Source organism: Allobosea sp. 01N443 (assembly GCF_056399325.1).
The window spans coordinates 1-14162 of record NZ_JBFTRC010000058.1; the positions used below are offsets into that span (position 1 = coordinate 1).

Consider the following 14162-nt stretch of genomic DNA (forward strand, 5'->3'; position numbering starts at 1 on the left):
GGAGCACCAGGATCTGCTCGTGGTGTTCGAGGCCGGCGACATCGCGGCGATCCGCGCCGCGCTGGACGAGCACATCACCGTGATGAACCAGGCCATGGATTACGAAGCCATCATTGCCCGCCGCCGCGCAGAAAGGGACGAAGCGTGACTGTTTCCCAGACGAGCCTRGCCATGACGACCCAGCGCCCTACCAGCCTGCCCCCCTTCAAGATCACCCGGATCGAGGCCGCCCCGCTCTTCGGTGAGAGCCCCAAGGGCGGCTGGTCGGCGGAGATCCGGCCCGACGACTCGATCCATGCCCTGATCGCGGTCCATACCGACCAGGGGCTGATCGGCTATGGCAGCTCGTTCACGGATGGGCGGCTGGTGCAGGCCGGGCTCAAGGTGCTCGAGCCGCTGTACCTCGGCGAGGACGCGCTCTCCCCCGATCATCTCAGCGAACGGCTGCACCAGAACACGTTCTGGATGGGACGCGGCGGTACGCTCACCCATACGATCAGCGGCATCGACATCGCGCTCTGGGACATTCTCGGCCAGGCGACCGGGCTCAGCGTCGGGCGGCTGCTCGGCGGCAGCTATCGCCGCCGCGTGCAACCCTATTGCTCGCTGCTGATGGAAGAGCCGGCGGCGATGCGCGAGGTGATCGCGACCTATCGCGACAAGGGCTTCACCGCCTTCAAGATCGGCTGGGGTCCGTTCGGCCGGGCGCTGGACACCAGGCTCGACGAAGCGATCGTGCGAGCGGCGCGGGAGGCGGCCGGCGACAAGGCAAAACTCTTCGTCGATGCCGGCGCGAGCGATGCGCTCTGGCCGCATGGCTTCAAATGGGCCAAGCGCACCGCGGAAATGCTGGCGGATTTCGATGTCGGCTGGTTCGAGGAGCCGGTGCGGCCCGACGCGATCGAGGAGTATCGCGAGCTGCGGCTATGTTCGCCGGTGCCGATCGCCGGCTGCGAGGTGCTGACGCGGCGCCAGGCCTTCCTGCCCTGGCTGGCGCGCGGCGCCGTCGATATCGTCCAGCCCGACGTCACCAAGGTCGGGGGCTTGTCGGAGCAGCGCCGCATCGCCTGGATGGCCGACGATTTCGGCGTGAAATATATCGGCCATGGCTGGAACACGGCGCTCGGCCTCGCAGCCGACCTGCAGATGGCCGCCGCGTTCCCGAGCGCGGATCTGGTCGAGTTCATTGGCGGCAGCCCCTATGTCGACGGCATCCTCGCCGAGCCCTTCGTGCTCGACGGCGAGGGCTGGCTGACGATCCCCGACCGGCCGGGCCTCGGCGTCAGCATCGACCAGGACAAGCTCGCCCGCTACACGCCGAACCCCGGACTGCTCTTCGCCTGAGCCAGACTTTGGGGCCGCGCGGGCAAGGCACCGACATGCGAAGCCCCGCCGGATCGTGCGAAACGGCGGGGCCGATGCAAGCGCGACACAAGAGCTGGGGGGCTGAAGATGTGCCGCGCTGGGAGAAACATACACTCAGCAAGCTGACATTTAGCTGACAGCCCCCTGTCCTGTTCGCCCAGCTCCGGCTGTGCCAAAAGCGCGACCGTCCAGACCCGGCGTGCAATGCAAAGCCTCCGTACGACGCTTGATCCGGAGGGATCACGGAGCTAGATAACGCCCGTTATCAGTTCCCACAGGATGTCTGCAGCCATGGATTTCACCCCGACCGCAAAGCCAGTCCGCCTTGCCCCCGGGGAGATCCGTATTCATGCCTGCCTCCATCATCCTGTCCCATCTGACGCTGTCGGCACCTGACGGCCGCTCTCTCCTCTCTGACCTCGACCTGAGTTTCGGGCCGGAACGCGTCGGCCTCGTCGGCCGTAACGGCATCGGAAAGACCTCGCTTCTCCGGTTGACCTCTGGCGAACTCTCCCCCCAGTCGGGGCGCGTTTTTGTGAGCGGAACGCTCGGCGTCCTGCGCCAGGCCGTCCAGATCAATCCCGACGAAACGATCGCGGGGCTGTTTGGAGCGACTGAGGCGCTGGCGCTCCTGCACCGTGCCGCGGCCGGCGAAGCCACCATCGACGAACTCGGGAAAGCCGACTGGACGCTTGAGGCGCGCCTGTCGGCCGCCCTCGCCCAGGTTGGGCTTGAAGTGCAACCGCAGGCGCGACTGACTGCCCTCTCCGGCGGGCAGCGCACGCGGGCCAGCCTCGCTGCGCTTATCTTCGCGGAACCCGATTTCCTCCTGCTGGACGAACCCACGAACAATCTCGACCGGGAAGGCCGGAGCGCCGTGATCGATCTCCTCGCCAACTGGCGCTCTGGTGCCATCGTCGTGAGCCATGATCGCGAACTGCTCGAGACCATGGATGCCATCGTCGAGCTGACCTCTCTCGGCGCGACGCGCTATGGCGGCAATTGGAGCGCCTATCGCGAGCGCAAGGCGCTCGAGCTCGCCGCCGCGCAGCACGATCTCGCGGACGCCGACAAACATCTCGCCGAATTGGCCCGCGAGGCCCAGGCGGCAACCGAACGCAAGGCCCGCAAGGACGGGGCCGGCCGCAGGACAGGTGCGAAGGGCGGCATGCCACGGATCGCCCTGGGCCTGCTGAAGGATCGCAGCGAAGACAGCGGAGGCGGCAATGCCCGCCTCACCGAGGACAGACGCTCGCAGGCCTTGGCGGCCGCGACTGCCGCACGCGAGCGCATCGAGATTCTGCAGCCGCTCTCTGTAACCCTGCCCTCGACAGGGCTGCCGGCGAACAGAACCGTGCTGACGATCGATCGCGTCAGCGCAGGCCATGAGCGGGAGCGGCCGATTCTCCGCGACCTCTCCCTGACGGTGACCGGCCCGGAGCGCCTGGCCGTCACCGGCCCCAATGGCTCGGGAAAGACGACCTTGCTTGCGTTGATCGCCGGACAGTTGCGGCCCTGGGCGGGGAGCGTCCGCGTCCTGACCGGTTTCGCCATGCTCGACCAGCGCGTCAGCCTGCTCGATCCAGCGCTCTCGATCAGGGACAATTTCCTTCGGATCAATCCGCAGGCCGACGAAAATGCCTGCCGGGCCGCGCTCGCCCGCTTCATGTTCAGGGCCGATGCCGCGCTTCAGCGCGTCTTGTCCCTCAGCGGTGGACAGATGCTGCGTGCCGGCCTCGCCTGCGTTCTCGGCGGAAAGACCCCTCCTCCGCTGCTCCTGCTCGACGAGCCGACGAACCATCTGGACATCGACTCGATCGAGGCTGTGGAGGCCGGGCTGCGCGCCTATGACGGCGCGCTCGTCGTCGTCAGCCACGACGAAGCACTCCTGGAGGCGTCGCAAATCTCCCGGCGGCTGGAACTGCCGTCGGGGAGAGCGACCACACTGTCTTAGCGAGCGGAAGCAAGGTGACCGGCGCCGCATCGGAGCATGTGCGAGGAGGAGATCGTCGCGGCGGGCGGCGAAGCCTGTCTCGCATGATGGCCGATGCAGCCGTCAGGCCGCCGCTGCTGGCGAGGGTCGGCGGGCAGCACTCGATCAGTCAGCTTGCCCCCCACTGTTGGAGCTCAGGCAACGGGCGCTAGATTGCCTTGGCGACCCAGACGATCAACTGCGCAGCAGGCACCAGAATGGCCTGAGCAGCGATGGTTCCCGCCAAACGCCCGGCAATCATCCAGACCACGAGCTTTCGGAAGAAGCCGTCATCCGAGGTTCCGCTGACGGTGTCGTCCGTAAGGGCCGCAAGATAGGGATCGATCAGGATGAACATCATGATCGTCGCGACGCCGTTGATCACTGAGGACAGCGTGCTCGCAGTCACGCGCAAGTCCGGATCGATCGTTCCGGCATAGATCGCCGCCAGCACGCCAACGGTCCAAAGCGCACTGGCTACGAAATTCATCAGGATGACCGACACGGGAACATCTGTCGGGAGCTTGAGAAGATAGAGATTCTGGTAGCTCGGGATCTTGGCCGATGTCCCGAGGAGGGAAACGCCGCGTGGCGTCAGAGAGCGCGCCAACAGGCGCGGCATCGAACGATTTCGTTTGAAGCTCGACACCGCGATCGTCGAGTAGCGTTGAAAGGTCGGGATCAGCAGGCCACCGATCAAGGTGGCGGCCGAGGCACTGGCGATGATCAGCGCGAAATCGAAATGAAGATCATGGAGTATGGGACTCTTGATGGCGTTCTCGACACGCTTGGCCAGGAATGGYCCCTGAAATGAATTTGAAGTCCGCGAGATCAGGACGAGAACGTTGAAGAGGGAGAACGCGATGGCGATGTGGCCGGTGCGGATGCCCGCAATCCTGAAGGCATAGGCGAGCGTGCCGATCAGGTGGATCACGAAGGTCAGCCCAATGATGAGCGCCAACTGAAAATCCATGGTTCCCTCCCCAGGCGGCCGTGATCCCTGTCCCGGGCCCAGCGCTATCATGCCGACCGAGCCTCAGCCATGACCCCGGCTTTGCCTCTCCTTTCAGAGGACGGCCGCCTCGAGGCGGCGTCACGGAGGCGATGTCGTTTCGTCGAAGCGGCTCCAGCCTGCCCGCTCATATTCGCCGCGGCGCGCCTTCGCATCGATCGGACCGGCTCCATCCAGGATCTTCTCGATGACCGCGGCATGGGAATCGGAGGTGCGGACCGAGACCACCGTGCTGCCGCGCCGGATCGTTTCCGCGTAGAAATGGGCCTCGTCCTCGCTCAGTCCGGCGCCGGTCAGCGCCCCGATCAGGCTTCCGGCTGCGGCGCCGGCCGTGGTGCCGACGGCCAATGTGCCGAGCAGCCACCCGGCCGCCAGAACCGGCCCGATACCAGGCAGGGGAAGTGCTGCCACCCCGGCCAGAAGGCCCGCGCCCGCGCCGACAGCGCCGCCGAGCTCGGCTCCCCGGGAGGCATCTTTGCTGATGGTCGCTGTGGGGGAGCGAATGATGCTGATGTCATCTGGCGGCAGGCCTGCTGCTTCCAGTCTCGTGATGGCAGTCTCGGCATCGGCAGGGTCGTCGAATGAGCGGATGATCGTGCGTGTCATCAGATCCGTCCTCGCTTGATGCGCCTTGGACTGAACCAAGATTGCGCCGGCTGGTTCCCGGCAGGCGCCTTGGCCCCGTTCAATCGGAACGCCGTCCTGAGCCGAAGGTTCGCGCGGAGGGCCCAGACATGTCTGGCGGCGTTCTTGCTGGGCATGTGGTGCGGGCGTGAGGTGTTCCGGAATGGAACACCTCGGGGCCGTGAAGACAGCCCAATGGGCACCAGAAATGAGGATCACACCATGCCGGATATGCCTCGCCTGGTCGAAAACCCCTCCCTGTTTCAGCGGCTTGGCCTTGAGCCCGAGCCAGCCCGAGCCGGTGTCAATATGGCACAATTGCTGGCCATACTCGAAGACATGTGCCGCATTCAGAAACAGCACGGCATCCGGCTGATGCTTCTCGAGCGCCAGTTGCGCACGCTTCGGCACAGGGCCTGAAACGGTTCTGAGCCCGACTGCGGCCGCCGGGCCCAACGCACAGGAGCTCCCCACCGCCATGAACGGGGCAGCGCCTGGTGCCTGCGCTTCGGCGGTGGCAGCCGATGCTGCTGTTTGAGAATCATAGGCTCGGTTTCGGGCGCGCCACGCCCCCGTCACCATACCAACAAGCGGCCTCCCCGCCCTACATGGTGCGGGACCGGAACTGTTCCGCCATCCAGTCGATGGCGACGCGCACGCGCGGCGAAAGCTGGCGCGTATGCGAATAGAGGACATGGACGGGCAACGGGGTCGGAGGATAGTCCGCCAGGATCTCGACGAGCGCGCCGCTGGCCAGTTCGGGTGCGACGCGGTAGCGCGGGACCTGAATGATCCCGAGGCCGAGGCAGGCGCAGGCGACATTCGTCTCGGGGCCGGTCACGGTCACCACGGAAGGCGGGGTGATCTGCCGTTCCCGGTCGCGCTCGGTGAAAACCAGCGGACTGACGCTCGCCGCATCGGGAGCGAACAGGCCAATGATGCGATGATGCTCCAGATCGTCCGGCGTCCGCGGCTCGCCGAAGCGTTCGAGATAGGAGGGGCTCGCGAAGGTGCCGCGGCCGAGCTCCGCGAGCTTGCGCCGGATCAGGGGACTGTCGACGAGCGGGCCCGCCCGCAGGATGCAGTCGAACCCTTCGCGGACGAGGTCGAGAGCCTGATGCGCCTCGCCGATATGCAGGCGAATGCCGGGATAGGTCTCCAGAAAGCGGCCCAGCCCCGGCAGCAGGAAATGCCGGGCCTGCGTGCCATGGACATCGATCCGCACCAGGCCGCTCGGCTTGGCACCGGCAAAAGCGCCTTCCGCATCTTCGAGATCGGCGATCAGCGCCAGGCAGCGCCGGTAGTAGGCCTCGCCGTCGAGCGTCGGGCTGACCTGTCGGGTCGTCCGMTGCAGCAGGCGCACGCCCAGCCTCGCCTCCAGCCCCTTGACCGCATCGGTCACCGATGAGCGCGGCAGGCCGAGATCCTCGGCGGCCTGCGTGAAGCTGCGGCGCTCCACGATCCGGGTGAAGACCCGCATGGCATCGAAGCGGTCCATTATTCGCCTGTTCGAATAGTGATGCCGGATAATGGCTGATTATCCCGCGCAAGGGAACGTCCATTCTCCCCTCACAGCCGCCGGACACCGGCAGTGAGCCAAGGAGAAAGACCATGACGAACCCGAGCAGCAAGGTCGCGATCGTGACGGGCGCCTCAGGCGGCATCGGCGCTGCGGTTGCCGAGCGTCTCGCCAAGGACGGCTTCACCGTGGTGGTGAACTATGCCGGCAATGCCGCGTCGGCCGAGGCGCTCGTCGCCCGGATCGAGGCCGCGGGCGGTCGCGCCGTCGCCGCCCAGGCCGACATCACGAATGTCGAGGCGGTGCGTCGCATGTTCGACAGCGCCGAGGCCGCCTTCGGCGGCGTCGATGTGCTGATCAACAATGCCGGCATCATGACCCTGGCGAATATCGCAGACAGTGACGACGCCCTGTTCGAGCGCCAGATCGCGGTCAATCTGAAAGGCACCTTCAACACCCTGCGCGAAGCCGCCCGGAGGCTGCGCGATGGCGGCCGGATCGTCAATTTCTCGTCCAGCGTCGTCGGCCTGCTGCAGCCGGGCTACGGCGTCTATGCCGCGACCAAGGCTGCGGTCGAGGCGATGACGAGCGTCCTCGCCAAGGAGTTGCGCGGGCGGAACATCACCGTCAACGCGATCGCGCCCGGCCCGACAGCGACCAAGCTCTTCCTCGACGGCAAGCCGCAGGAGGTGATCGACCGCCTCGCGAAGCTCGCCCCGCTCGAACGCCTCGGCCAGCCCAAAGACATCGCGGATGCCGTCGCGTTCCTGGCAGGGCCGGACGGCGCCTGGATCAACGGCCAGACGCTGCGAGCCAATGGCGGGATCATCTGATCCGGCACGCCCGGGATTTCCCCGGGACCGCTGCACTTCATCTCACGCTCAGCAAGGGACCAGCGTCATGCCCAGCCCGTCCAGCCAAGTCATCCTCGTCACCGGCGCCTCCTCGGGCTTCGGCCTGATGACCGCCAAGGCCCTCGCGCGGGCCGGCCACATCGTCTACGCCTCGATGCGCGAGACGGAAGGCCGCAACGCACCGCAGGTCGCGGCTGCGGCGCAATGGGCGAGCGCGGAAGGCGTCGATCTGCGCACGGTCGAACTCGACGTCCAGTCGGACCCGTCCGCGGAGGCCGGTGTCGCCCGGATCATCAGTGAAGCCGGCCGGCTCGACGTCATCGTCCACAATGCCGGCCACATGGTCTTCGGGCCGGCGGAGGCTTTCACCCCCGACCAGTTCATCCAGCAATATGACGTGAACGTGCTCGGCGCGCAGCGCGTCAACCGCGCGGCCCTTCCCCGGCTGAGAGCCCAGGGCAAGGGCCTGCTGGTCTGGGTCGGCTCAAGCTCGACGCGTGGCGGCACGCCACCATTCCTCGCACCCTATTTCGCCGCCAAGGCAGCGATGGATGCGCTGGCGGTCTCCTACTCCACCGAGCTCGCGCTCTGGGGCATCGAGACCACCTTCATGGTGCCCGGCGCCTTCACCAAAGGCACCAACCACTTCGCCCATTCCGGCAAGCCTGCCGACGAGGCACGCGCGGCGGAATATGCGTCAGGCCCCTATGCCGGCATCGCCGACAAGGCGCTCAAGGGCCTCGCCGGTCTGGAACCCGCCGATGCCGACCCGGACGAGGTCGCCCGCGCGATCGTCCGGGTCGTCGACGCGCCTTTCGGGAAACGCCCGTTCCGCGTCCATGTCGACCCGTCGCAGGACGGCGCGGAGATCGTCAACGGCGTCGCCGACCGCATGCGCCGCGAGATCTACCGCACTATCGGCCTGGAAAACCTGCTCCATCCCGCGATCAACGCCTGAACCGCGTGCGGGTGGAGGCAGGGGCCCGCCGTTCAGCCGGGCCCCGGATACTAGCCTGCCCCGATCAGCCCATCACCGCCTTGGGTTCGAGATAGGCCTCGAGCCCGAACACGCCGTTCTCGCGCCCGATACCGGATTGCTTGAAGCCGCCGAACGGCGCCATCGGCTCCATGGGAGCGCCGTTGATGACGACGCGCCCGGCGACCAGCTGGTCCGCCACGGCCTGCGCGCGAGCGGGATCGGAACCGGCGACATAGGCGTGGAGGCCGTAATCGGTGTCGTTTGCGATCGCGATCGCGTCAGACTCGGTGCCATAGGGGATGATCGACAGGACCGGCCCAAAGATCTCGTCGCGCGCGATGGTCATGTCGTTGCGGACATCGGTGAAGACGGTCGGCCGCACGAACCAGCCATCCTTCGTCTCTTCTGGCCGTCCTTCGCCTCCGATTAGGAGCGTCGCCCCTTCCTCGCTTCCCTTGCGAATATAGGACTGGACGCGGTCCCATTGCCGTTGGCTGACCATCGGGCCGATCGCCGTTTCCGGATCGCGCGGGGCGCCCGACCTGACCTCCGCCACGGCCGCCTTGATCGCCGCCTCGAACTCCGCGAGCCTCGCCCGCGGCACCAGGATACGGGTGCCGGCGATGCAGGCCTGGCCGCTGTTCATGAAGCCGGCCATCAATGCGAAGGGCACGGCTTCAGCGAAATCGGCATCGTCGAGAATGACCATAGGCGATTTTCCACCAAGTTCGAGCGTCACGCGCTTCATCGTTTCGGCCCCGGCACGCAGGATTGCGCGGCCGGTCGCGGTCGATCCCGTGAACGAGACCTTGGCGATATCGCGATGTGCGCTGATCTCTGCCCCAACGACCTCGCCGCGACCGGTGACGATGTTGAACACACCGGCGGGAACACCGGCCTCGTGCAGGGCCTCGGTCACGATCTGGGTCTGGATCGCACTCATCTCGCTGGGCTTGATCACGGCCGTCGAGCCCGAGGCGATCACCATCGCGAGCTTGTTGCAGATGAAGCCGGCATTGGCGTTCCAGGGCGTGATCAGCCCGACGACGCCGAGCGGCTCCATCGTCACCTTCGCCGAGCCGATCCGGCGGGTGAACTCATAGGTCTCCAGCGTCTGCGCCGCGAGCCGGAAACCGCCGACCGCATAGTCCGACATCCACTCCGCCCGGGATATGGGCGCCCCATATTCCTCGATCACGGCCTCGGTCAGCTCGGCACTGCGCGCCTGCACCGCGTCGGCCAACCGATTGAGCAAGGCGATGCGCTCCTGCCTCGAGCTGCGTGAAAACGCGGGAAAGGCGCGCTTGGCGGCTGCGATCGCGGCGCGGGTGTCGATCTCGTCGCCGAGCTGGACCTGGCCGATCACGCGGCCGGTCGCCGGGTTGTGGAGGTCGAAGAGTTCCGTTCCGTGCGGCGTGACGAACGCCCCGTCGATATAGATCGTGTCGATGGTCTTCATGGCTGGCCTCCGGTGCCTCGGGTTTGATGAAGCCGAGATAGGCCGCTCGGATCGATTGGATAATCAGGATAAAGCGGCATGAAGTGATGCGGAATTCGGGACAATGAAGACAGGCCTCGGCGAATACGACGCGATCGCCGCCGTTGCGCGGCTCGGCAGCTTCCGGGCAGCCGCAACCGAACTCGGCATGTCCTCCTCGGCGCTGAGCCATGCTGTGGCTGCGCTGGAGGCGCGACTGGGGGTGCGGCTGTTCAACCGAACGACGCGAAGCGTTGCGATGACCGATGCCGGCGAGCAATTCATCGCCCGGATCGCTCCGGCGCTCGCCGAGATCAGCGGCGCGATCGAGGGCATCAACAGCCATCGGCAAACCCCGGCCGGCACGCTGAGGATCAACACATCGGCCGGCGCGGCGCGAATGGTCCTGACGCCGGTGATCCTGGACTATCTCAGGCGCTACCCGGACATGAACGTGGTGCTCGTCACCGAGGGACGCCTGGTCGACATCGTCGGACAGGGCTTCGACGCCGGTATCCGGCTGGCGGAGACGGTCCCGCAGGACATGATCGCGGTTCCGATCGGCCCCGCCTTGCGACAGGTCGTGGTCGGATCGCCCGGCTATTTCCAGGGGCGCACCAGGCCTGTCGTGCCGGGCGACCTGCTCCAGCACCGATGCATCCGCGCGCGGATGGCGAGCGGCGCGATCTATCACTGGGAGTTCGAGCAGCGCGGCGAGCAGGTCGAGATCGATGTGCCGGGATCACTCACCCTCGACGAAATGACCCTGATGCTGGAGGCGGCCCTGGCCGGGACCGGTCTTGCCTATCTCAGCGAATGGTCGGTCGCACCGCATATCGCCTCAGGGGCACTGATCCCGGTGCTGGAGGACTGGAGCCCGCCCTTTCCCGGCCTCTGTCTCTACTATCCCGGCCGCCGGCACGTCCCGGCGGGCCTGCGCGCGCTGATCGCGCTGATCCGGGAGACGAATGAACGGAGCCGCAAATAGACGGCCTCAGGCAGCCACGGCGATCCGTTGCACCTTGATGTCGTCTTCATGGGCCCTGGCCTCGGCGAGATCATGCGCCGCCTGCATCCGCAGCATCGTATCGGCGCGGACGCCGAACGCCTTCTCGAAGCGGATCGCCATCTCGGCCGACAAGCCGGCCTTGCCGTTCAGAAGATTGCTCATGGCCTGACGGGTCACGCCCAACTTCTCCGCGGTGACGGTTACGCTCAGCCCATGCGGCAGGACGAACTCGGTCTTAAGCCACGCCCCCGGGTGGACGGCGAAGCTTGGATGAAGCTTGATGGCCATCAGTGACAATCCTCCAGATCGATGTCCTCGATCGCGCCCGCCTCGTTGATGTGAAAGGTCATTCGCCAGTTCTTCGTGACCGTGAGCGACCAAACGCCAGAGCGATCGCCAGTCAGAAGGTGAGCGCCGAAATTGGGCGGAATGTTCAGTTCTTCGACTGCCTCGATCACGGCCAGATAGGCCAGCATATTCCGAAGTCGTCCGACGAGATTGCCAGGCACCCCCTTGGCTCTCCCTGTCTCCGCGAACGTCCGGAGCGCCTTATGCCTGATGCTCTCGATGTCCACGCCGACGATGTAGGCCCGCAGCCGTCACGCGTCAAGTGTCGCTTTACACCCAGAAGGCAAGCCGCAGCTGGCTTGTAGACGTGCCATCCTGCCCCCGCGACATTGCCCCAGCTCCGGAAGCCCCGCCCGGCTGCGATTGACGTGGTGCCGATCTGGTCCAGCCGCATCCGTCCCGTTGGCCGCCGCGGGGCGGGAGTGCCTTCGGCGCGGGCTTCTCGCAATGCGTGTAGCGGCCCCGCGTTGCGCCCTCATGGATACAGCGCCGGGCCGTTCGCGGCCCCGTGTCATCGCCCCTTCGCGATAGCCGGCCGGGATGAGATTGCGACATCACGCAGCGATCACATGGTCGCGCGGTGAGCGCTATGCCCATGGAAGAATAGCGGTCTCGTCGCTAGCTTGTTCGGGGACACAGGAATCCCGGAGCGGGAGGCCAGCACCATGATGACGAGGCGACATATCCTGCTGAGAAGCGCAGGCCTTGCGGCGGCATCATCGCCCTTGCTGGCCCTCATCGCGCGTTCCGAGGTGACCTTCCCCGTCACCCATACCGACGCCGAATGGCGCCGCCTGCTCAAGCCCGAGCAATAYGCCGTCCTGCGCCAGAGCGGCACGGAGCGCCCCTATACGAGCCCGCTGCTGAACGAGAAGCGCCGTGGCGACTTCGCCTGCGCCGGCTGCGACCAGCCGCTTTTCTCCTCGACCACGAAATATGACAGCGGCACCGGCTGGCCGAGCTTCTGGGCGCCCCTGGACAAGGCGGTCGGCACCGAGACCGACAACTCGCTCGGGATGCAGCGCACGAGCGTGCATTGCAGCCGCTGCGGCGGCCACCAGGGCCATGTCTTCAACGACGGTCCGAAGCCTACCGGCCTGCGCTACTGCATGAATGGCGTTTCCATGACCTTCAAGCCGATGGCGGCCTGAGAGCGGCAGCGATGACCCTGTTCCTGCTCGCCTATCTCGGCGGTGTGCTGACGATCGTCAGCCCCTGCATCCTGCCTGTCCTGCCCTTCGTCTTCGCCCGTGCGGGCCAGCCCTTCCTGCGCAGCGGGCTGCCGATGCTCGTCGGCATGGCCGCGAGCTTCGCCGGCATCGCGACGCTGGCGGCMGTCGGCGGCAGCTGGGCCGTCGAAGCCAACCAATATGGCCGGCTGATCGCAATCGGCCTGCTCGCCGTCTTCGGGCTCGCGCTGCTGTTCCCCTCCCTTTCGGACTGGGCGACACGCCCGCTGGTGGCGCTCGGCGGCCGCCTCTCCGAGCAGGCGGAACAGGGCAAGGGCGCAGTCGCGCCTTCGCTGCTGCTCGGCGTCGCAACCGGCCTGCTCTGGGCGCCCTGCGCCGGGCCGGTTCTCGGACTGATCCTGACCGGAGCGGCCCTGCAGGGGGCGAATGCCGGCACTTCGCTCCTGCTGCTCTCCTATGCCGCCGGAGCTGCAACCTCGCTCGCATTGGCGCTCCTGGTCGGCGGCCGGGTCTTTTCCGCCATGAAGCGCTCGCTGGGCGCCGGCGAGTGGCTACGGCGGGGTATGGGTGTTGCGGTGTTGGCTTCGGTCGCGGCGATCGCGCTCGGGCTCGACACCGGCTTCCTGACACGCGTCTCGCTGGCGAGCACATCGGCGCTGGAGCAACGGCTGGTCGACCGGCTCCGGCCGGAAACAGAGGCGCCCGGACAGTCCCCGGTGGCCATGCAGGGCGGCCCGGCGATGACGGGCGCCAACCCCGCCATGATGGCCGCGAACCCGGCCATGACGGGCGGCAACGCCATGATGATGCAGGGCAAGCCTGCGCAGGCGAGTGACGAACTGCCMGTCGAGGGCGTGATGCCGGTGCTGGCGGGGGCGGTCGAATGGTTGAACTCGCCGCCGCTGACCAATGAGCAGCTCAAGGGCAAGGTCGTCCTGATCGATTTCTGGACCTATTCCTGCATCAACTGCCTGCGGACGATCCCCTATGTCCGCGCCTGGGCCGAGAAGTACAAGGATCAGGGTCTGATGGTGATCGGCGTGCATACGCCGGAATTCGCCTTCGAGAAGACCATCGGCAACGTCAAGAAGGCGGTGAACGATCTTCAGATCGGCTACCCCGTCGCGATCGACAATGATTTTGCGATCTGGCGCGCCTTCAAGAACCGCTATTGGCCGGCGCATTACTTCATCGACGCGCGAGGCCGGGTCCGCCACCATCAGTTCGGCGAGGGGGACTATGACGCCTCCGAACGGGTGATCCAGACGCTGCTGGCCGAGGCCGGCAGGACCGGTACGCCGACAGAACTCGTTGCGGTCAAGGCCGTCGGCGCGGAAGCCGCATCCGATGCCGGCAATGTCCGCTCGCCGGAGACCTATCTGGGCTATGAGCGGGCGGAAAACTTCGTCTCGCCCGGCGGGATCGTCCAGGACACGCACCGGACCTATGCGCTGGGCCAGCCCCGGCTCAATGAATGGGGCCTGTCAGGCGGCTGGACGATCGGTGCGGAGCACGCCGCGCTGGACGACAAGGATGGTAGCATCGGCTTCCGCTTCCATGCGCGCGACCTGCATCTGGTTCTCGGCCCGGGAGCGGATGGCAAACCGGTGCGCTTTCGCGTCACCATCGACGGCGCCCCGCCCGGCGACGACCATGGCATGGACAGCGATGCCGACGGCCAGGGGATTGTGAGCGAGCAGCGGCTCCACCAGCTCATACGCCAGAAGGGCGAGGTCGGCGATCGCCTGTTCGAGATCCGCTTCCTCGACCCCGGCGTACAGGCCTATGCCTTCACCTTCGGCTGAACAGGGAG

14 protein-coding genes are annotated in these 14162 nt (G+C 66.5%); 8 read left to right on the forward strand and 6 right to left on the reverse strand.

The window, feature by feature from the left end:
• The first annotated feature begins 171 nt into the window (after positions 1 to 171).
• Positions 172 to 1344, forward strand: coding sequence for a mandelate racemase/muconate lactonizing enzyme family protein (locus AC1DRP_RS16030; protein ID WP_441504680.1), 1173 nt, complete (start codon positions 172 to 174; stop codon positions 1342 to 1344).
• Positions 1345 to 1714: 370 nt separating this feature from the next.
• Entirely contained in the window at positions 1715 to 3319 is a 1605-nt protein-coding gene (locus tag AC1DRP_RS16035) for an ABC-F family ATP-binding cassette domain-containing protein (protein WP_476768957.1), read from the forward strand.
• Positions 3320 to 3506: 187 nt separating this feature from the next.
• Here AC1DRP_RS16035 and AC1DRP_RS16040 read toward each other — a convergent pair whose 3' ends face one another.
• Positions 3507 to 4310 carry a lipid II flippase Amj family protein gene (locus AC1DRP_RS16040; RefSeq protein ID WP_476768958.1) on the reverse strand — a complete coding sequence of 268 codons (804 nt, stop codon included), beginning with the start codon at positions 4308 to 4310 and terminating at the stop codon, positions 3507 to 3509.
• 120 nt (positions 4311 to 4430) lie between these two features.
• Positions 4431 to 4955 carry a hypothetical protein gene (locus AC1DRP_RS16045; RefSeq protein ID WP_441504683.1) on the reverse strand — a complete coding sequence of 175 codons (525 nt, stop codon included), beginning with the start codon at positions 4953 to 4955 and terminating at the stop codon, positions 4431 to 4433.
• 240 nt (positions 4956 to 5195) lie between these two features.
• On the opposite strand from AC1DRP_RS16045, the gene AC1DRP_RS16050 reads away from it, so the two are divergent.
• Entirely contained in the window at positions 5196 to 5393 is a 198-nt protein-coding gene (locus AC1DRP_RS16050) for a hypothetical protein (RefSeq protein WP_441504684.1), read from the forward strand.
• 184 nt (positions 5394 to 5577) lie between these two features.
• Here the strand turns inward: AC1DRP_RS16050 and AC1DRP_RS16055 are convergent, their stop codons facing one another.
• Positions 5578 to 6471 (reverse strand): LysR family transcriptional regulator, encoded by an 894-nt coding sequence (locus AC1DRP_RS16055; protein ID WP_476768959.1) that lies wholly within the window; start codon positions 6469 to 6471, stop codon positions 5578 to 5580.
• Between the two features lie 113 nt (positions 6472 to 6584).
• On the opposite strand from AC1DRP_RS16055, the gene AC1DRP_RS16060 reads away from it, so the two are divergent.
• Both AC1DRP_RS16060 and AC1DRP_RS16065 read left to right on the forward strand, forming a co-directional pair.
• Positions 6585 to 7325, forward strand: a complete 741-nt coding sequence (locus AC1DRP_RS16060) for an SDR family oxidoreductase (protein ID WP_441504686.1) — start codon at positions 6585 to 6587, stop codon at positions 7323 to 7325.
• A gap of 67 nt (positions 7326 to 7392) precedes the next feature.
• A complete protein-coding gene (locus AC1DRP_RS16065; protein ID WP_441504687.1) occupies positions 7393 to 8304 on the forward strand; it encodes an SDR family oxidoreductase in 912 nt (303 codons plus the stop codon).
• A gap of 64 nt (positions 8305 to 8368) precedes the next feature.
• Here the strand turns inward: AC1DRP_RS16065 and AC1DRP_RS16070 are convergent, their stop codons facing one another.
• On the reverse strand, positions 8369 to 9784 hold the full coding sequence (locus AC1DRP_RS16070; protein WP_441504688.1) for an aldehyde dehydrogenase family protein: 1416 nt from the start codon (positions 9782 to 9784) through the stop codon (positions 8369 to 8371).
• Between the two features lie 103 nt (positions 9785 to 9887).
• Between AC1DRP_RS16070 and AC1DRP_RS16075 the strand changes: the two genes are divergently transcribed.
• A complete protein-coding gene (locus AC1DRP_RS16075; protein ID WP_441504689.1) occupies positions 9888 to 10790 on the forward strand; it encodes a LysR family transcriptional regulator in 903 nt (300 codons plus the stop codon).
• Between the two features lie 6 nt (positions 10791 to 10796).
• On the opposite strand, the gene AC1DRP_RS16080 is transcribed toward AC1DRP_RS16075, so the two are convergent.
• Both AC1DRP_RS16080 and AC1DRP_RS16085 read right to left on the reverse strand, forming a co-directional pair.
• Positions 10797 to 11099 (reverse strand): HigA family addiction module antitoxin, encoded by a 303-nt coding sequence (locus tag AC1DRP_RS16080; protein WP_441488612.1) that lies wholly within the window; start codon positions 11097 to 11099, stop codon positions 10797 to 10799.
• Positions 11099 to 11386 carry a type II toxin-antitoxin system RelE/ParE family toxin gene (locus AC1DRP_RS16085; protein WP_441488613.1) on the reverse strand — a complete coding sequence of 96 codons (288 nt, stop codon included), beginning with the start codon at positions 11384 to 11386 and terminating at the stop codon, positions 11099 to 11101. The genes AC1DRP_RS16080 and AC1DRP_RS16085 overlap by 1 nt, the downstream gene beginning before the upstream one ends.
• Before the next feature lie 441 nt (positions 11387 to 11827).
• Between AC1DRP_RS16085 and msrB the strand changes: the two genes are divergently transcribed.
• Entirely contained in the window at positions 11828 to 12310 is a 483-nt protein-coding gene (gene msrB / locus AC1DRP_RS16090) for a peptide-methionine (R)-S-oxide reductase MsrB (RefSeq protein ID WP_441488839.1), read from the forward strand.
• 11 nt (positions 12311 to 12321) lie between these two features.
• Positions 12322 to 14154 (forward strand): cytochrome c biogenesis protein DipZ, encoded by a 1833-nt coding sequence (locus tag AC1DRP_RS16095; RefSeq protein WP_441504690.1) that lies wholly within the window; start codon positions 12322 to 12324, stop codon positions 14152 to 14154.
• Positions 14155 to 14162: the final 8 nt, after the last annotated feature.